Annotated in this window: 12 protein-coding genes; 9 read left to right on the forward strand and 3 right to left on the reverse strand. The window is 54.1% G+C overall.

All coding sequences use genetic code 11. From position 1 onward, the window contains the following. Positions 1–186: 186 nt before the first annotated feature. From WG29040_RS21070 to WG29040_RS21085, 4 genes are read left to right on the forward strand one after another with little or no spacing between them, the layout of a single operon-like run. On the forward strand, positions 187–1,653 hold the full coding sequence (locus WG29040_RS21070) for an ATP-binding protein (RefSeq protein WP_127196827.1): 1,467 nt from the start codon (positions 187–189) through the stop codon (positions 1,651–1,653). After that, positions 1,650–4,379, forward strand: a complete 2,730-nt coding sequence (locus WG29040_RS21075) for a Z1 domain-containing protein (protein ID WP_127196828.1) — start codon at positions 1,650–1,652, stop codon at positions 4,377–4,379. The genes WG29040_RS21070 and WG29040_RS21075 overlap by 4 nt, the downstream gene beginning before the upstream one ends. Continuing rightward, positions 4,369–5,301 (forward strand): PD-(D/E)XK motif protein, encoded by a 933-nt coding sequence (locus WG29040_RS21080; protein WP_165878379.1) that lies wholly within the window; start codon positions 4,369–4,371, stop codon positions 5,299–5,301. Before WG29040_RS21075 ends, WG29040_RS21080 begins: the two co-directional genes overlap by 11 nt. Before the next feature lie 17 nt (positions 5,302–5,318). Next, complete coding sequence (locus WG29040_RS21085; protein ID WP_127196830.1) at positions 5,319–7,406, forward strand: AIPR family protein; 2,088 nt, start codon at positions 5,319–5,321, stop codon at positions 7,404–7,406. 550 nt (positions 7,407–7,956) lie between these two features. Here WG29040_RS21085 and WG29040_RS21090 read toward each other — a convergent pair. Then, a complete protein-coding gene (locus WG29040_RS21090; protein ID WP_003439496.1) occupies positions 7,957–8,730 on the reverse strand; it encodes an AraC family transcriptional regulator in 774 nt (257 codons plus the stop codon). Between the two features lie 373 nt (positions 8,731–9,103). On the opposite strand from WG29040_RS21090, the gene WG29040_RS21095 reads away from it, so the two are divergent. The 5 genes from WG29040_RS21095 to WG29040_RS21115 all read left to right on the forward strand — a co-directional run bounded on the left by WG29040_RS21095 (position 9,104) and on the right by WG29040_RS21115 (position 15,722). Next, the gene (locus WG29040_RS21095) at positions 9,104–10,741 is read left to right on the forward strand and encodes an APC family permease (RefSeq protein ID WP_127196831.1); all 1,638 of its coding nucleotides are present in this window, start codon (positions 9,104–9,106) and stop codon (positions 10,739–10,741) included. 43 nt (positions 10,742–10,784) lie between these two features. Beyond that, entirely contained in the window at positions 10,785–11,711 is a 927-nt protein-coding gene (locus WG29040_RS21100; protein WP_010656949.1) for a 4-hydroxyproline epimerase, read from the forward strand. Between the two features lie 77 nt (positions 11,712–11,788). Continuing rightward, positions 11,789–12,736, forward strand: coding sequence for a dihydrodipicolinate synthase family protein (locus tag WG29040_RS21105; protein ID WP_003439474.1), 948 nt, complete (start codon positions 11,789–11,791; stop codon positions 12,734–12,736). A 118-nt stretch (positions 12,737–12,854) separates the two neighbouring features. After that, positions 12,855–14,432, forward strand: coding sequence for an aldehyde dehydrogenase (NADP(+)) (locus tag WG29040_RS21110; protein WP_127196832.1), 1,578 nt, complete (start codon positions 12,855–12,857; stop codon positions 14,430–14,432). Positions 14,433–14,435: 3 nt separating this feature from the next. Beyond that, positions 14,436–15,722, forward strand: a complete 1,287-nt coding sequence (locus WG29040_RS21115; protein ID WP_010656947.1) for an FAD-binding oxidoreductase — start codon at positions 14,436–14,438, stop codon at positions 15,720–15,722. Between the two features lie 189 nt (positions 15,723–15,911). Here WG29040_RS21115 and WG29040_RS21120 read toward each other — a convergent pair whose 3' ends face one another. Then, entirely contained in the window at positions 15,912–17,219 is a 1,308-nt protein-coding gene (locus tag WG29040_RS21120; RefSeq protein ID WP_003439465.1) for an OprD family porin, read from the reverse strand. A 248-nt stretch (positions 17,220–17,467) separates the two neighbouring features. Beyond that, positions 17,468–18,874 (reverse strand): YfcC family protein, encoded by a 1,407-nt coding sequence (locus tag WG29040_RS21125; protein ID WP_127196833.1) that lies wholly within the window; start codon positions 18,872–18,874, stop codon positions 17,468–17,470. Between the last annotated feature and the right edge of the window lie 20 nt (positions 18,875–18,894).

Raw genomic sequence — 18,894 nt, forward strand, 5'->3', positions numbered from 1 at the left:
CTGAAAATGAGGCTTGCATCATAACCATTTCCATGCGAGGAATAGTGGCCAATGGATGTCACACCCTGCCGTGTGCGACTTATGCCCCACGGTAGAGGGACTGTAGGAAATCAACGCGAACCCTTGGGGGATAGAAATGTTGTTGGAGAGAGTCTTGGTTACCTTTTGTACTAGGAGACTGGTGCGATGATAGAGGTTCAGCACCCTCCCCACGCAGCGTCACTGCTCGAATCAATGCGGTCAATTGGCTACACCTTGGATTCGGCGTTGGCGGACTTAATTGATAATAGTATTTCCGCCCACGCCAAAGAGATCCACATCGAGTTCCGTCCTACTGACAACCCGTACATCGCGATAATAGATGACGGAAAAGGAATGTCGCATGAGGTATTGCAGAGCGCAATGCGACACGGTAGCAAAAACCCTCTTTTAGAGAGGGGGGAAGACGATATGGGTCGGTATGGCTTAGGGCTCAAGACAGCCTCCATATCACAATGCCGCCGGATGACTGTCATTTCCAAACAAGATGCTGATATCAACGCATTTTGCTGGGATCTCGATGTCGTTATCGAAAAAGGCGCTTGGGTCATGCTTCAGCTTGAAATTTCAGACTACCAAGCCTTACCGCACTTTAGTCAGCTAGAAAGTAAAAAATCAGGAACGATGGTACTGTGGCAAGAACTCGACAAATTGCTTGTTGGGGAAGCCGATCCAGAAAACGCATTGGGAACGAAAATGCTTGCGGCCCGCGAGCATCTATCACTTGTTTTCCATCGTTTCCTAACAAAAGAAGGGAGCAAGCCAAAAATATCAATGGCTCTCAACGGTTCTGCGATTGTTCCATTTGACCCTTTCTTGGCCAATCATAAAGCTACTCAGCCTCTGGATGAGGAGAAGTTTTCCGTCGAAGGCAAAAGGGTAATAGTCAAACCTTTTATTTTGCCACACATGAGCAAACTTAGTAGTAATGATGTACAGCTGATCGGCGGTAACGAAGGCTTTCGAAGCCAGCAAGGATTCTATATATATAGAAATAGAAGACTGATAATTTGGGGAACTTGGTTTCGCCTAGCAAGAAAAGACGAGCTAAGCAAGCTTGCACGAGTACGGGTGGATATCCCCAACACACTTGATCACCTTTGGACTCTAGATATAAAGAAATCTGCCGCTCACCCGCCTGAGTTGGTTCGGCAAAACTTAAAACGCACTGTAGACAGAATCAGATCTGTCAGCGGCAGAACGATCGCTTTTAAGGGTCGCAAAATCTCTGACTCTGATGTAGCCCTTGGCTGGAACGAAGTTCTCGATAGATCAGGCGTTAGATTCGATGTAAATCGGAACCACCCACTAATTTCAGAGTTCTCAAAATCTCTTGACAAAGAAGGAAGAGCACGACTAAACCTGGTTTTAGGGGTTATTGAGAGTTCATTCCCTGCGGACGCTTTGTACAACCGTATGGCAAGCGACGTCCGACCTGATTTCGCAAGTGACAGTGCGGTAGAAAACATCAACGATATGATTTCGACAATTATAGTAAATATGCCCGTAGATTCGCCGACCAGAAGGCAACTGCTAATGTCGCTTCATTTAATAGAACCATTTAATCTATATCCAGAACTGACAAAGAAAATTGTTGAGGAATATAACTTGTGAGTGAGACGTCAAGGATGGTGCTGTCAGCTAATGCTCGTCGCTTGGAATTGGGCGTTATCACAGCCCTAACAGTTGATGGGGTTCCAACCGAAGGAGCCATCTTTGACATGGCGTCCACTCTAAGGAGTATACCGCCCTACACTGTCACGGACGACGAGTTCGAAGTAGTTATTAAGCGACTTCATGAAGCTCTTACAGTTGATATGGGATTGGGAGACTGTGTTTATGATGAGCACAATCCTTGGCTGAGAGCTAAAAAAGCTGCAATCGAACCATTTTATTGGAGTCGCTATCAAACCGATCTTTTGAAGCAGGGTTGGGGTCCAAAGGTTGTCAACTCGCTAGATAAGGTAACGGATGAAATCCTAGATTTGATGGGCGACCCATCAGGTCGTACAGGATGGCCGCGCCGAGGTTTAGTAATGGGCGACGTGCAGTCGGGGAAAACCTCTAACTATACAGGTTTGATTTGCAAGGCGGCAGATGCCGGGTACAAATTAGTAATTCTGTTAACAGGAACGCTGGAAAGTTTGAGAAGACAAACTCAGGAACGTTTAGACTCTGGGTTTGTAGGACTGGATAGCTCGGGCGTCGTAAACAATCGAAAGCGCCACCGCAAAGAAATTGGCGTTGGATTAATCAATGGTGCACGCTCAGCAGGTGTCTTTACGTCTACAGTAGTAGATTTCCGGGCGGCAATGGTAAACCAACTTGGATTTAGGTTAAACGACTACAGAGAGCCTGTTCTTCTTGTAGTTAAGAAAAACAAGCGAATCCTCGAAAACCTTGCCGAGTGGCTGGTTAATTATAATGCTGGCTCCAGCGGAAACATTGACATCCCCCTTCTACTTATTGATGACGAGGCGGACAATGCGTCCATCAATACAAACCCCAAAAAGGCAACTGCTATAAATTCGGGAATACGTGGATTGCTGAAAGTTTTCCCGAGATCGAGTTATGTAGGGTTTACCGCGACTCCGTTTGCCAACGTATTCATCAACCCTGAAACAACGAATAATGTCGAGGGGGACGATCTATTCCCTCGCGATTTTATTTACACATTAGACGCGCCTACAAATTATGTTGGGGCAAGCCGGATTTTCGGCGAAAACTCCGACCTAGAGTGCTTAAACGTTATTGATGATGCCGAAGATTACTTTCCGCGTGGACAGGCCTCTGACAGCGTGGTGGAGGGCGTCCCGTCATCGCTTAAAGATGCGATCACATGCTTCTTCTTAGTTAACACGCTAATGGACATTCGTGTTGGGATGCCAAAGCATAGATCCATGCTAGTAAATGTTAGTCACTTCACCTTGATACAAAATCAAGTCCGAGACATCATCGACCATGAAGTCCGGCTGATGCAGGGAGACATTCGAAATTACGCTTCCTTACCTTTCGATGAAGCTATACGTAACAGCTCCATTAAATCTCTATACAACGTATTTCAGAGAAACTTCTCCAACCTAGAAGTAACGTGGCAGCAGGTTCAAACCCAACTTTCAGCTTCTACGATGCCGATTCAGACTACTGCAGTAAACCAAAAAAGCGGGCCGGCCAGTTTAGATTATACCGCCTACAAGGAGCACGGCTTGAGGGTAGTAGCAGTTGGTGGCAATAGCCTAGCGCGTGGTTTGACGCTTGAAGGGTTGTGTATTAGTTACTTCTACAGAACAACTCAAATGTATGATGCTTTACTTCAAATGGGACGGTGGTTCGGCTATCGATCCGGTTACGAAGATCTATGTAAAATCTGGATGACTGAAGAGACAGCAGATTGGTATGCACATATATCAGAGGCAACTGACGAGCTTCGTAACGAAGTGCGTAGAATGCAGAACTCTCGTCTCAAGCCAATCGATTTCGGGCTTCGCGTAAGATCTCACCCTGAGTCTTTACTCATTACCGCCAGAAACAAAATGAGGGACTCGGATGAAATAGTCCAGATAATATCTATTACTGAAGAGAGCTTGGAGTCGCCCCGTTTACTAAAAGACCCCTCGATAGTTTCCTCAAACTACAAGGAGGCGCAGAATTTTATACGATCAGTAACAAGCAGTCCAGATTCTAAAAAGATAGAAGATGGCGCCTTCCCCGTATGGCGGTCCGTGCCGAAGCAACTGGTCGTAAAATTCCTGAAGGCATTCATCAATCATCCTCTTAGCGTAAAGTTGCAAACATCTAGCTTGGCTGATTTTATTGAAAAATCAACAGACCACAAGCTTGATTTATGGGATGTAGCTTTACCCACGGGTAGCGGCAGCTCGATAAAATTTGCAGAAGAGTTAGAGCTAAAAAGAAGAGTTCGCAAGATATCTATTGATGACAATATAAAAGCCTTGCTTGTTAACGGGACTAAACTGCGGGTGGGATCAGCAGCCGACGAGAAGGCAGGATTGTCAAAGCCTGAAATCGAGGCAGCAGAGATTAGGTATAGAAGCGAAGCCAAAAAGACTATCCAAACAATTCCGGGTAAAGCATACACTGCCGTTAGACAGGCACCGCTATTGCTAATCCATTTGATTGAGCCCAGAAAAGAAAGTAAGTTTCAACTGCCGCCCGATTGCGACGCGCTTGTTGCCATAGGCCTAAGCTTTCCATCCCTTGATATCAGCAGTCATCGTGTAGCTTATCGTATTAACCTTGTCGAACTCCGAAATATGTTGTCGGGGGATAGCTCCTCAATTGATGACAACGATGATGAGGAAGACGATGATGACGAATAAAGTCAAACTTATTTGGGACACAGTGAAAGCAGAAGCGGTCGGATCAGGATTTCGCAGAGTTGATGTAGAGCACATCCTTGATTTCTACGCAGGCGTGGATTCATTGGGTCGACTCACTCTTTTGTTGATTACGCAAGAAAATCCCGGCGTTGACTTGGAACTTCAATCAGTAAAAATACACACTCTGCTCCGGGAGGATGGCCGATGGTCGCTACTATTCATATTGGAAAAGCCAGATCTTTTTGAGCTATTTCGATTGTTCTGTGAAGATTTAATTACATCTTCACGCCAATGCTCGGATAAATCTAATGGCCTTCCGTTCGTTTTAGCGCGTCTTGTTAGCTGGCGCCTACTGTTCGAACGAGGCAACCTAGAAACCTTGAACGAATCTCAAGTCCGGGGGTTGAGCGGCGAACTTCTTCACCTCAAATCACTCATTGAGATGATTAGCGCGCCTGCAGCTATTCAGAGCTGGAAGGGGCCTGATCGGGCTGATCAAGATTTCCAATTCGAGAAGCTGGCTTGGGAAGTAAAAACTGTCTGGCCATCAGTAAACGAGGTGACAATTGCATCTGAAAGACAGCTCGATTATACCCACCGCGAATTGCAGCTTGTTGTTGTTCAGCTGGGAAGCGGAGCAGAGAGCACAGCTAATGGATTTACGCTGAATCAGCTGGTTGACGATATCCGAAAATCACTTAAGTCAGACTTCGAAACCTACTCAGCCTTTGAAAACTGCCTATTGAGATGTGGGTACGCCACACATCCGGAATATGACAACCAGGTGATGATATTGTATAGCACCTCTCTTTACAAAGTAGTCACTGGCTTCCCTTGCATCCGACCGCAAGATTTGCCGCCAGGTCTTAGCAATGTAACATACAAGTTAAACCTTAATAATTGCACAGCCTTTCAAATCTAGCGCACGGGTCAATTCATATGAATCTTGATACTTTCCATAAAGATTTTATAGAGGCCGTTCGCTCAAAAGCGGAGTCTTCACGCGACTTTATCCGCACTGCTTTTGTGGAGGACTGCGGAGATAGACTCATAGAGGCTGAAGAGCTTCTATCCTTTGAAGTTTGTAGATTTGAAGGTGTTAACGGAAAACGCAAAAAGCTGCGCATCGACGGCTATGCATTTGATGATGCAGACAATTCGATGGCGCTTCTAGTCGCTGAGTTCTTCAATGAAGATGAAGTTACCTCATTCGTAACTTCCGATGTCAAGGCTGCAATTGGTGACTTACGCGCCTTCCTAGAGGAAGCATTGGACGGGAATTTGACTGACGGTAGCGTGGACGAAAGCCAACCAGGGCATGGCTTTGCATGTGACCTAATGGATTGGCATTCAAAGATAACTAAATATCGCTTCTATTTCGTCAGCGACGCGATGCTTAAAACTCGCCAAAAAGGCTGGCCTGAAGAGCAAGTGAGAGGAACCCCAGTCGAGTTTCATATCTGGGATATTGGAAGATTCCATTCAGCTTATGTATCAGCTACAGGACGGGATGATCTTGTGGTTGATTTTTCCTCAACTGTAAGCAGTGGATTGAAATGTCTTGCGGCAGCCGAGTCCCAAGGGGACTATAGCGCCTATCTCTGCATGATTCCTGGGGACACCTTGGCAGACATATACGACATGTATGGCAGCAGATTGCTTGAAGGGAACGTTCGAACCTTTCTCAGCACTAAAGGAAAAGTTAACGCAGCCATTCAAAACACTATACGCAATCAGCCTGAGATGTTCTTCGCTTTCAATAATGGAATTGCAGCTACTGCTGAAAATGTCGAACTTGAAGAAGATGCAGGCGGGGTGCGTATTCGAAGCGCCGTTAACCTGCAAATCGTGAATGGTGGACAAACCACTGCATCACTAGCGTTTGCGAAGAGAGGCGGTGCAGCCCGCAAAGAATGCTTGGACCTCTCGAAAGTTATGGTTCAAATGAAGCTTTCGGTTTTGCCTCCAGAAAAAGCAGGTGAATTAACGCCAGAAATTGCACGTTACGCGAATAGCCAAAACAAGGTAAGCGACGCAGACTTTTTCTCCAACCATCCGTTCCACATTCGACTTCAAGAGTTCTCCCGTAGGTTGTTTACCTCACCAAGCGGCGGGGCTCAGTATGGTACACACTGGTTCTATGAGAGAGCTCGTGGCCAATATCTAAATGAGCAAGCAAAACTATCGGCCGCCCAAAAAAATCATTTCTTAACGCAAAGCCCAAAAAGTCAGCTTTTCACAAAGACTGATGTTGCAAAATATGAGAACAGCTGGCGCGAGCAGCCTCACAGAGTAAGCATGGGCGCTCAGAAAAACTTCATATTCTTCGCCGACACTATCTCCAAGTCATGGACATCGGATGGCAAGATCTATAACGAAGAATATTTCCGCAAGGTAGTTGCTTTAGCTATAATCTTCAGAAAAACAGAAGCCTTGGTCAGTCAGCAGCCGTGGTATCAAGGAGGGTACCGAGCGAACATTGTCACGTACTCAATCGCTAAGCTGCACAACTTAATATCTGAAGATGCACTTGGCAAACAGCTTAACTTTAGGGCCATCTGGGACTCACAAGCTGTCCCACAATCGCTATGCGAGCAATTGTCCATAATTTCAGAAAAAGTCTTCCATGTGCTAACCGATCCTGACAGACCTAAAGACAACGTTACTGAATGGGCAAAAATGCAGGCATGTTGGGAGCAGGTAAAAAATACAAAAATAAGCTTAGTTTCAAACGCCGAAGAATTTTTCCAAGAGGTACGCCAATCTGTCGAAGAAGTTAAAAAATCCAAATCTACACAAAAGACTGATGACAGTATTCAAATTCAGATCATGGTAGTTGATCTACCTGGTGCTGAATGGACTCGACTATTGAACTGGGGAGTTAAAAAAGAAAAGCTTTCTCCTCGACAGATAAATCTATTAAAAATCGCCGCGCAAATACCACACAAGCTCCCTACAGAACGCCAATGCATCGAACTTTGGAAACTACGTGGAGAATTAGTCAAAGATGGCTATCTTGCCCTTTAAATAAAGCATAAAGGTAAAAGTGGAGAGCTACTGCTTTTACCTTTTTATCTAAACGCGCTTAAATCCACATTTATCTGAAAATATGTGCTGCTACTTTTTTGATTACCACGTGGCTTCGGCCCTCTAAGAGGGCCGAAGCCACACTGGAGAGCACCGTTCATGTACAGGAGCATAGGGTCGCGCAGTCGCATCATGCATGCAGCAGGTAAATCCGACCAAGCAATTCACTAGCATTCAAGATTAATTTGCGTGCTGCACACCATTTCATACAGCTGGAATAAATTAGACTCAGCGGTTAATCGAGTGGGAAAGCTATACCCTCGGCATTCCAATCAGTATTCCAACAAAATTCGATTACTAAAATCACTATTATTAGTCAATACCTTGCCCGCTCCGTTCAACTTCCCCCGGCTCCACCAACTCAACAAAAAAAGACGTCCTCGGACGTCTTTTTTGTGCCTGGAATTCAGGGCTTTCAGCGCCGCTGACGAGGTGTGACCCATGACATTGCGCAGGAAAACGCCTCAGGTGCTGCCTGTCACCTCGGCCCTCAATGCCCGGTAGCCTGCCGATACTGACGCGGGGTAAAGCCGGTCAATGCCTTGAACTGTCGGGTGAAAGCGCTGTGGTCGGTATAGCCGCACTGCAACGCCACTTCGGTGATGGGCATGTCGGTATGCAGCAGGCGATGGGCGTGCTCCAGGCGAACCTTCTGGATCATCTGCCGCGGCGTCAGGTGGAACACTCGCTTGCAGTATCTTTCCAGTTGCGCCACGGAAATGCCGGCGATTCGCGTCAGCTCGCCCAAGGTGACGCGGCGATTGAAATGCGCGCGTATGTATTCGTCGACCGCGGCCAGGCGCTGGTAGGCCGGGTGCGTGTCGGCGGCCGATTGCAGGTCAACCGAAATCCCCGCCAGGCCGATGATTTCTCCGTTGCGGTTATATAGCGGCCGTTTGTGGGTCAGGCACCAGCCGGGCTCCCGGCTGCCGTATAAATGCAGCTCCAGTTGGTCTTCCAGGACCAGGCCCTGTTCCAGAACCCGGCGGTCCTGTTCGGTGTAACCGGGGCCCAGTTGCGCGGGGAATACTTCGGCACTGGTTTTGCCAAGCAAGGGTTGCAACTGTTTCAACCCGCAGCGCTGAACCAGGGTGCGGTTGGCCATCACGTAGCGCGCGTGGATATCTTTGATAAAGATCGCGGCATTCGGAATCACATCCAGCAGCGGCAACAGCAACGCCACCCCCGCCAGTAGTTCATCGAGGCTGTCAGGGCGGCTCCGGTCGCTGCCCTGCCCCAGGATCGCAAACGCGCTTAGCGGCATGACTCTCACTCTCTCAGGGTTCGGACAGGCAAAAGTCTACCCGTGCCGCACCTCGTCGGCAATTTGGAATTGTGCTGATTTCGTCATCGACCCAAGTGAAAAACATCAATCGAGCAACCGCTGAAAAGTCCACTCTAGAGCCATTGCATGCCCCTTGAAAAACTCTGACGGATTGGCAAGCAAGCGTCAGCCCGCATCCAGGAAGGTATAGGCGATTACACGGCACGACCTATGGAAGTGAAGGATTCCTGAACCCGGTTTTTATAAGTGCGCGGTTGTTAGCAGCCGCAACGTTATCTACGGCGATCCCGAGCATAACGTTTTCAAATGACATCACTCCTGCCTATCCAATAACTCACAAGAAGGCACCGCCATGTCAGGCAAAGGTAAGTTCAAAAAGCAGCTTTCATTGATAGACCTTACGTTTATCGGGCTGGGAGCCATCTTCGGTTCTGGCTGGCTGTTTGCCGCCAGCCACGTTTCCGCCATTGCGGGCCCCGCAGGCATCTTTTCCTGGCTGCTGGGCGGGTTTGCCGTGCTGCTGCTGGGCATCGTTTACTGTGAACTGGGGGCAGCACTGCCGCGGGCCGGCGGTGTGGTTCGTTACCCGGTGTACTCCCACGGCCCGTTGCTCGGCTACTTGATGGGCTTTATCACCCTGATCGCCTTCTCCAGCCTGGTGGCAATCGAAGTAGTTGCCTCTCGCCAGTATGCTGCCGCCTGGTTCCCCGGGCTGACCCAGGCCGGCTCCAACTCCCCTACGGTGATTGGCTGGCTGATGCAGTTCGGTCTGCTCTGCCTGTTCTTCATGCTCAACTATCGCAGTGTGAAGACCTTCGCCAAGTTCAATAACCTGGTCAGCGTATTCAAGTTCATCGTTCCGCTGCTGGTGATCGGGGTGCTGTTCACCTTCTTCAAACCGGCAAACTTCGAGGTCCATGGCTTCGCGCCATTCGGCATGGCGGGCATCGAGATGGCCGTTTCCGCTGGCGGTGTGATCTTCGCTTTCCTGGGGCTGACCCCCATCATCTCGGTGGCCAGCGAAGTACAGAACCCGCAACGCACCATTCCGATTGCACTGATCCTGTCGGTGCTGCTGTCCACCGCCATTTATGTGCTGTTGCAGACGGCCTTTCTCGGCGGTGTGCCCACCGAGATGCTGGTCAACGGCTGGACCAGTGTGTCCAAGGAACTGGCGCTACCTTATCGCGACATCGCCCTGGCCCTGGGTGTGGGCTGGCTGGCCTACCTGGTGGTGGCTGATGCGGTGATCTCGCCCAGCGGTTGCGGCAACATCTATATGAACGCTACCCCGCGGGTGGTCTACGGCTGGGCAAAGACCGGTACCTTCTTCAAGATCTTCACCCGCATTGACGAAAATTCCGGCATCCCGCGCCCTGCGCTGTGGCTGACCTTCGCCCTGTCGGTGTTCTGGACCATGCCCTTCCCTTCCTGGGAAGCCCTGATCAACGTCGTCTCCGCAGCACTGGTGCTCAGCTACGCCGTGGCTCCGGTGTCTGTGGCCGCACTGCGCCGCAACGCCCCTGACATGCCGCGCCCGTTCCGGGTCAAGTGGATGGCGGTACTGGGCCCGCTGTCGTTCGTCATCGCGGCACTGATTGTCTACTGGTCAGGCTGGAACACCGTGTCCTGGTTGCTTGGCCTGCAGATCGCGATGTTCGTGGTGTACCTGATGTGTGGTCGCTTTGTACCCACCTGGCACCTGAATCTGGCCCAGCAAGTTCGCTCTTCCATGTGGTTGATCGGCTTCTACGCCGTGACCATCGTGCTCTCCAAGCTCGGCAGTTTCGGTGGCATGGGCGTGCTCACTCACCCCTTCGACAACCTGGTGGTGGCGACCTGCGCCCTGGGCATCTACTACTGGGGCGCGGCCACCGGTGTACCGGCGCATCTGGTGCGCCTGGAAGATGAGGACGAAGACGATGAACAGGTAGTCCATCAGGCAGCAGCCCACTCTGCGCATCCCGCCGGGGCATACGCCGGGGCTTGATCCCGGGATTCCAGGCCTCTTTGCGCGTCTAAAGGACAGGTATATGAAACAAGTACATATCATTGATTCCCACACCGGCGGCGAACCCACGCGCCTGGTCATGAAAGGCTTTCCGCAACTGGCCGGCAACACCATGGCCGAGAAGCTCAATGCCCTGCGCGACCAGCATGACCAATGGCGTCGTGCCTGCCTGCTGGAGCCCCGCGGCAACGATGTGCTGGTAGGCGCCCTGTACTGCGAGCCGGTCTCGCCGGATGCCACCTGTGGCGTGATCTTCTTCAACAATGCCGGCTACCTCGGCATGTGTGGTCACGGCACCATCGGCCTGGTGGCCTCGTTGCATCATCTGGGGCACATCAGCCCGGGCGTGCACAAAATCGATACGCCAGTGGGTCCGGTCAGCGCCACGCTGCATGAAGATGGCGCTGTGACCCTGCGCAACGTACCCGCCTACCGCTACCGCAAACAGGTGCCGGTGGACGTCCCCGGCCACGGCCTTGTGTACGGCGATATCGCCTGGGGTGGCAACTGGTTCTTCCTGGTTTCCGATCACGGCAAAGCATTGCAACTCGACAACGTCGAAGCCCTCACCGAGTACACCTGGGCGATGCTCAAAGCTCTGGAAGCCCAAGGCATCCACGGCGAAGACGGCGCCCTGATCGACCATGTCGAGCTGTTTGCCGAGGACCACCAGGCCAACAGCCGCAACTTCGTCATGTGCCCGGGCAAAGCCTACGACCGCTCACCCTGCGGCACCGGCACCTGCGCCAAGCTGGCTTGCCTGGCAGCCGATGAAAAACTGGCCGCAGGCGAGCGCTGGGTCCAGGCCAGCATCACTGGCAGCCAGTTCATCGGCAGCTACGAATGGGAAGGCGAGCGTATCCGCCCTTCCATTACTGGCCGCGCCTACATGACCGCCGACAGCACGCTGCTGATCGACGAACAGGATCCCTTCGCGTGGGGCATTTGAGCCACCCCGCCGGATGCCGTTCAGACGGCCCCTTATAGCTTCAATAGACAACAATAAATTTTCCAGGAGTTACAGCAATGACCGATAACATTTTCACTGGCTGCATGCCGGCCCTGATGACCCCTTGCACCGCTGACCGCCAGCCGGATTTTGACGCGCTGGTGGCCAAGGGCCAGGAACTGATCGATATCGGCATGAGCGCCGTGGTGTACTGCGGCTCCATGGGCGACTGGCCACTGCTGACCGAAGCCCAGCGCCAGGAAGGCGTCGCGCGCCTGGTGGCCGCAGGCATTCCGACCATCGTCGGTACCGGTGCGGTCAACAGCCGTGAAGCGGTTTCCCACGCAGCCCATGCAGCCAAAGTTGGCGCCCAGGGCCTGATGGTTATCCCGCGCGTGATGTCCCGTGGCGCCTCTGCCGCCGCGCAAAAAGCTCACTTCGCCGCGATCCTGGAAGCCGCTCCGGGTTTGCCGGCAGTCATCTACAACAGCCCTTACTACGGCTTTGCCACCCGCGCCGACCTGTTCTTCGAACTGCGTCGCGAGTACCCGAACCTGATCGGCTTCAAGGAGTTCGGTGGTGCTGCAGACATGCGCTACGCCGCCGAGAACATCACCTCCAAGGACGATGACGTGACCCTGATGGTCGGTGTCGACACCCAGGTGGTGCATGGCTTCGTCAACTGCAACGCCACCGGCGCCATCACCGGCATCGGCAACGCCCTGCCGCGCGAAGTGCTGCAACTGGTAGCCCTGAGCAAAAAAGCCGCCAAAGGCGACGCCAAGGCTCGCCGCCTGGCCCGCGAACTGGAAGCTGCTCTGGCCGTGCTCTCGTCCTTCGACGAAGGCTGCGATCTGGTGCTGTACTACAAGCACCTGATGGTGCTCAACGGTGACAAGGAATACACCCTGCACTTCAACGAGACTGATGTGCTCAGCGATGCCCAGCGCAATTACGCCGAGAACCAGTACACGTTGTTCCGCCAGTGGTACGCCAACTGGTCGGCAGAGCAGAACGTCGCCTGACGTTTCGCCCACCACCTGCCTGCACGGCGGCGCCCCGATGCGCGCCGCCCTCTATTTATGCCCGGCTGCCAAGCCCCGTGTTTGGCAGCCGGACTCCCCTACTGCTCCAGGAACCGCCATGACTCTGACAGGCCAAATGCTGATCGGCACCCACGCCATTACCGGCAGCCGCGAAGCGATCCGGGCGATCAATCCCGCCACCGACCAACCGCTCGAACCGGCCTATCCCGGCGGTACCGCTGAGCATGTAGAACAGGCCTGCGCCCTGGCATGGGCAGCCCTGGACCGCTATCGCGAGACATCACTGGCGGCACGCGCCGAATTCCTCGAAACCATTGCCGATGAAATCGAAGCCCTTGGCGATGAACTGATCGACCGCGCCACGGCCGAGAGCGGCCTGCCACGCCCGCGTATCCAGGGTGAACGTGGCCGCACCTGCCACCAGCTGCGCACCTTCGCCCGCACGGTACGTGCCGGCGAATGGCTGGATGTACGGGTCGACCCGGCACTACCGGAACGTCAACCTCTGCCCCGCTCTGACCTGCGCCAACGTCAGGTGCCGCTGGGTCCGGTGGCCGTGTTCGGCGCCAGCAATTTCCCCCTGGCCTTCTCCGTTGCCGGCGGCGATACCGCCTCGGCCCTGGCTGCCGGTTGCCCGGTCGTCATCAAGGCCCACAGCGCGCACCCGGGCACCAGCGAACTGGTAGGCCGCGCAATTGGCCGCGCCGTGGAAAAATGCGCTCTGCCTGAAGGCGTGTTCTCGCTGTTGTTCGGCTCGGGTCGCGAAGTGGGGATCGCCCTGGTCAGCGACTGGCGGATCAAGGCCGTCGGCTTCACCGGCTCGCGCAGTGGCGGCATGGCCTTGTGCAAGGCGGCCCAGGCACGCCCGGAGCCGATCCCGGTGTATGCGGAAATGAGCTCGATCAACCCGGTACTGCTTTTCCCGGCGGCCCTGCACAATCGTGGCGAAGCGCTGGCACAAGGCTTTGTCGCTTCCCTGACCCAGGGCGCCGGCCAGTTTTGCACCAACCCGGGCCTGGTAATTGCCCGTCAAGGCCCGGCCCTGGACAGTTTCATCCGCGTGGCAGCGGACTTCGTCCAGCGCAGCCCGGCGCAGACCATGCTTACCCCCGGCATCTTCAGCGCCTATCAAGCCGGTGTCGGCGCTCTGGCCGAAAACCCCCACGCCCGGGCAGCGGCTGCCGGCCTGCAGGGCGAAACCCCGAACCAGTGCCAGGCCCGACTGTTCGTCACCCGGGCAGAAGATTTCCTCGCCGACCCGTCCCTGCAAGGCGAAGTGTTCGGTGCCGCGTCGCTGATCGTGCAATGTGCCAATGACGACGAAATCCGCCAGGTTACCGAGCACCTGGAAGGCCAGCTAACCATCACCCTGCACCTGGATGACGCCGACCTGGAAAGCGCCAGGGCGCTGCTGCCGATCCTGGAGCGCAAGGCCGGTCGCCTGCTGGTCAACGGCTGGCCAACCGGTGTTGAAGTGTGCGATGCCATGGTCCATGGCGGTCCTTTCCCGGCCACCTCCGACACGCGTACAACCTCGGTCGGCACCGCCGCCATCCTGCGTTTCCTGCGGCCGGTCTGCTACCAGGACTTCCCCGATACCTTGTTGCCAGCCGCGCTCAAGCACAGCAACCCGCTGCTGCTGCGCCGCCTGTTCGACGGCCAGAGAGAAGCCTAGGAAATGTCGAACCCCTTCAATTCCAGCAACCCTGACGACAGCGTTGACATTGCCGTGGTCGGCGCCGGGATCATCGGCGTTGCCTGTGCCCTGCAACTGGCACGCCAGGGCCAGCGCGTAGTGGTTATCGACCAGCAGGACCCCGGCCACGGCGCCTCATTCGGCAACGCCGGGCATCTGGCGACCGAGCAGGTGTTTCCCATCGCCGATGTGTCGATCCTCAAGCGCTTGCCCGCCATGCTCATGGACCCCATGGGCCCGCTGCGCCTGGACTGGAAATACCTGCCCCGTGCCATGCCCTGGTTCACGCGCTTGTTGTTGAACCTGCGACCGGCGCCTTACCAGCGCACCGTGGCCGGCATACGTGCGCTCAACGAAAGCAGCCTGGGTGCCTGGCACCGGCTGCTGGAGTCGATCGAACGGCCGAACCTGATGAAGGAAGACGGCTCGTTGCTGGTGTTCGAACGCGCCGAGTCGCGCCAGGCGATCGAAGCGCTACAGGCACGCATGCGTCAACAAGCAGTACCGGTCGATATGTGGCAGGCCCAGGCCATCCGCGACGTCGCCCCGCAATTGAGCGAGCAGATCCAGGGCGGGTTGTTCTTCCCCAGCACAGGGCATTTTCTGGACCCCTACCAGGTGGTCTGCGAACTGGTCGAGGCCGCCAAGGCCTGCGGTGTGCGCTTCATCAAGCAACGGGTGCAGGACGGACACCTGCATCAGAACGGCGTTTCGCTGCACACCGACCAGGGCAGTTTGACTGCCCGCCAGGTACTGATCGCCTGTGGCGCCCACTCAGCCAGGCTCACCGCAAAGCTGACGGGCAAGAAGGTCCCCCTGGATACCGAGCGCGGTTATCACCTGATGCTGCCCCATGAACACGAGCGGCTGCCTTTCGCAGTCACCTCGCTGGAACGCAAGTTCATCATGACCCCCATGACCGATGGGCTACGGTTGGCCGGCACTGTCGAGTTCGCCGGCCTGGAGCGCCCCCCGACCATGGAGCGCGCCTGGCAGTTGCACCGGTTGAGCAAAGGTCTGTTCCGCCAGGACTTGAGCGCCGAGGGTGCCACTCCCTGGATGGGTTTGCGCCCGTCCTTGCCGGACTCTCTGCCGATCATCGACCGGGTATGCAACGGCAAGGTACTGCTTGCCTTCGGCCACCAGCACCTGGGCCTGACACAGGCCGCAGTCACTGCCGAGCTGATTGCGCGGATGGTTGCACCGGCGACCGCGACCCCGTCTCATCCGTTGCCGGGGCTCGAACCGTACCGGCTGGATCGCTTCTGAGGCAATCGCGGGAAATGGCTGGCTGCGGGCCCGACGCCGGCAGGCCATGCCCCTGCGGGAGCAACGATTCACAATAGAAGCTTCAGGCAAAAAAACGGGCTGCCAGGTATCACCTGGCAGCCCGCTGGCCTTGGGAGAAAAGGCTCGATGCGCCTGTTCAGCGCACTTGAGGGCTAGTGCCCAGCGGCCTTAGAAAAGCGCAATGCTGTAGCTCAGAAACACCCGGTTCTGATCTTGATTGCGGGCTGCCTGGCTATGGGACTTACCATTGCGCCAACCCAGCCCCACACCTTTAAGCGCTCCGGATTGCACGACGTAATCCAGGCTGAAATCCCGCTCCCATTCCTTCAGCCTGTCGCCGCTGACAGTCTTGATATTGTCCCCCCGCAGGTACATCACCGAGGCTTTCAGGCCCGGCACGCCGAGGGCAGTAAAGTCATAGGCATACTGGCCAAATGCTGTGCGCTCCCCGGCCCGGGTGAAACTTTGGGTCAGGCGGTCGGTGTACAGGTACAAGCTCGCGCCGCCAGCACCTTTGCCTTCCAGCCCGCCCTGATTGAGCTGAGTGAAATTACTGCCGTCGGAAACACTTTGATAGCCGGCGGTGACCCCATGGCTGCCAATGCTGTAAATAAATGCAGCACTCCAGGTACGGTTGTCGATCTCGCCATCGCCCTCTTTGGTGTAACCACTGATGCGGTAGCCCGCAGCTCCCGAACTGTTTTTACCCGAAGATTCAGTTCGGAAATAACGCAGGTCGGTTTTTAAAGACTGGTCATTCGAAAACTCAAGGGTGTGAACCAATCCAAAAAACTGCTGGCTGTAATAGTCTTCAAGGTGACCGTAGTAATACTGTGCGAGCAGGTCCCTGGAAACTCTCCAGTCAGCCCCGGCAAAATTGAACTGGTTGCTTTCGCGCTGACCACCCACAGCGGCCAGACCGGTCCGGTCAGTAGATCCACGGCCAGTTGCATGCTCAATCCGCCCACCATTGAAGGTCACATTAGCCAACTCCCGTGAGACTACCTGGCCCCCCTCGAAGGTTTGGGGAAGCAGCCGTCCATCGTTGGCAACCAGCACCGGAAGTCTGGGCAGAAGTGTTCCGTAGCGAAGTTCGGTCCTGGAAACTTTGACTTTCCCCGTCAGCCCCAGGCGCCCCCACTGACTGACGGGCCTGTCGTCACTGCCGACTGGAATCATGGTGCTACCCACAGACCGCCCCTTGCCGCCATCCAGGGTCACACCCAGCAACCCCAAGGCATCGACCCCAAAGCCGAAAACGCCGTCGGTATAGCCCGACTTGTAATCCAGCATAAAGCCCTGCGCCCACTCTTCGGTTTTTGAAGGCTTCGCGGCGCCCTCACGACTGTCATTGTTGAAGTAGAAGTTCTTCAACCCCAGCGTGGCTTTACCGTCACGCAGAAAATCAGCCTGTGCCTGAGTACTCAGGGCAATACCGCCCAGAAGAAAAGTTGCAGCTATATTGTTTACGGTCACTTACAGCGCTCCGATTTATTATTTTAATTTGCTCAATCCACAGGCAAACCCGCCCGCTGCCCCAAGGCTGTTTACTTGAACCATTGCTATCGCAACTGCAGGCACGAGCTTGTCTCGCGATGACTTAGAGAGCGCCGTGTTTAAACTGTAATCACGGGTTATCGCTAACAAACATCCCAAGACAAGTTCGCGCCTGCTACATCAGGGTTTAATGACTTGATCACTACAGCCAGGGCGGGATGAGAACTTCAAAACGGGCCCCACTTCATTTCTACGCCAACAATCAGTACAACCACACAAATCACCATCCATACGGCAATCAGCGGCGCTACAAACTTCACCCACTTGCCGAAAGGAATACCGGCCACGGCAAGAACGCCCATCAAGACACCGGAGGTCGGGTTAATACAGTTAACGATACCTTCGCCAAACAATACGGCATGCACCACTACTTGCCGTGTCAGCCCGATCATGTCGCCGATAGGCACATAGATGGGTATCAGCAATGCCGATTCTCCGGAGCCGGAAGAAATAGCAAAGTGCATCAGCGCTGCACTCAGGTACATACCGATGGCGGCCATGGCGGGATGCAGCGGCGCCAGCAAGTCAGCCAGATGCCCGACAATCGGATCAAGGATATGACCGTTATCCAGAACGATTGATATTGCCCGGGCCATGCCGACAATCAGTGCCCCGGAGACAATCCGGGAACAACCACCCAGAAAACTGTTGGCAATTTCAGACGCCGACAGTTTGCCAATCATGCCTGCGACTATCGCCATGAACACAAACATGGCGGTCATCTCGAGCTCTCCCCACTTCATGGTCATGGCGCCATAAATGAAGGTCACCAGCGTGCCGGAAGCGAACGCCAGAATCAGCCAGTGGCGGGTTGTTGCCTTTTCGTCTGCCGCGATGGAATCAGTCAGTTCAGGACGTTTTTCACCATTTTTGCGGCATTTGCGCATGTAAATCATCAAAAAAGCGATACAGGCCAATATGAACAGTGCTGAGGTAATGCCGCGCAACCCGAAGCCGGAAAATAATGGCAGTTGGGCCAGTCTCTGAGTAAGCCCGGTAGTCACCGGGTTAGTGAGCGCCACATTGAAACCGGACGCGCACGTCAAATACACCAGCGAGACCCCGAAGAAAGGGTTCAACCCCAGAGACCTGGCAACCAGCAAACCAATCGGAACGAAAGCAACAACCGCATTGACCACAACGCCCGTGGTTCCAAGCACTCCAAAGATCAGACCAAAGATTGCCACGACCACGTAATCATTAAGCTTTGTACTGCGTGCAATGCCATTGAGTGCCTGGTGAATGGCTCCGGTACTTTCCAGTACCGCTAAAGCGCCGCCGGTAAAGAGGATCAGAAAGATGATAGGTGCAGAACTCTGCAACCCGGAAGCAATCGCCGTAAAAACCCCTAGCGGATGCACGCCATTTTGCGGAACGGCATGAAGACTGCCATTCACGACAAATGAGATGCCATCGCGCATTTCACGATCAAACACACCCGCGGGAATAATCCATGTAGCGGCCGCCGCAATCAGCAAGATAATAAAAAGAAAAACATAGGGACTTTTGATTTCTTGCTTTGAAGATGTAGAGGCCGTACTTACGCCCTCAGAAGCCGATTTTATATTTATCATAGCTTTTACCTCAGGTTTCT

This window comes from Pseudomonas sp. PAMC 29040, assembly GCF_003994535.1.
GTDB classification, from domain to species: domain Bacteria; phylum Pseudomonadota; class Gammaproteobacteria; order Pseudomonadales; family Pseudomonadaceae; genus Aquipseudomonas; species Aquipseudomonas paraversuta.

Bases quoted from the DNA above. Each gene is read 5' to 3' on its own strand.
- WG29040_RS21070 (WP_127196827.1), top strand. From the start codon at position 187: ATGATAGAGGTTCAGCACCCTCCCCACGCAGCGTCACTGCTCGAATCA.
- WG29040_RS21080 (WP_165878379.1), top strand. From the start codon at position 4,369: ATGACGAATAAAGTCAAACTTATTTGGGACACAGTGAAAGCAGAAGCG.
- WG29040_RS21085 (WP_127196830.1), top strand. From the start codon at position 5,319: ATGAATCTTGATACTTTCCATAAAGATTTTATAGAGGCCGTTCGCTCA.
- WG29040_RS21090 (WP_003439496.1), bottom strand. From the start codon at position 8,730: ATGCCGCTAAGCGCGTTTGCGATCCTGGGGCAGGGCAGCGACCGGAGC.
- WG29040_RS21095 (WP_127196831.1), top strand. From the start codon at position 9,104: ATGTCAGGCAAAGGTAAGTTCAAAAAGCAGCTTTCATTGATAGACCTT.
- WG29040_RS21100 (WP_010656949.1), top strand. From the start codon at position 10,785: ATGAAACAAGTACATATCATTGATTCCCACACCGGCGGCGAACCCACG.
- WG29040_RS21105 (WP_003439474.1), top strand. From the start codon at position 11,789: ATGACCGATAACATTTTCACTGGCTGCATGCCGGCCCTGATGACCCCT.
- WG29040_RS21110 (WP_127196832.1), top strand. From the start codon at position 12,855: ATGACTCTGACAGGCCAAATGCTGATCGGCACCCACGCCATTACCGGC.
- WG29040_RS21115 (WP_010656947.1), top strand. From the start codon at position 14,436: ATGTCGAACCCCTTCAATTCCAGCAACCCTGACGACAGCGTTGACATT.
- WG29040_RS21125 (WP_127196833.1), bottom strand. From the start codon at position 18,874: ATGATAAATATAAAATCGGCTTCTGAGGGCGTAAGTACGGCCTCTACA.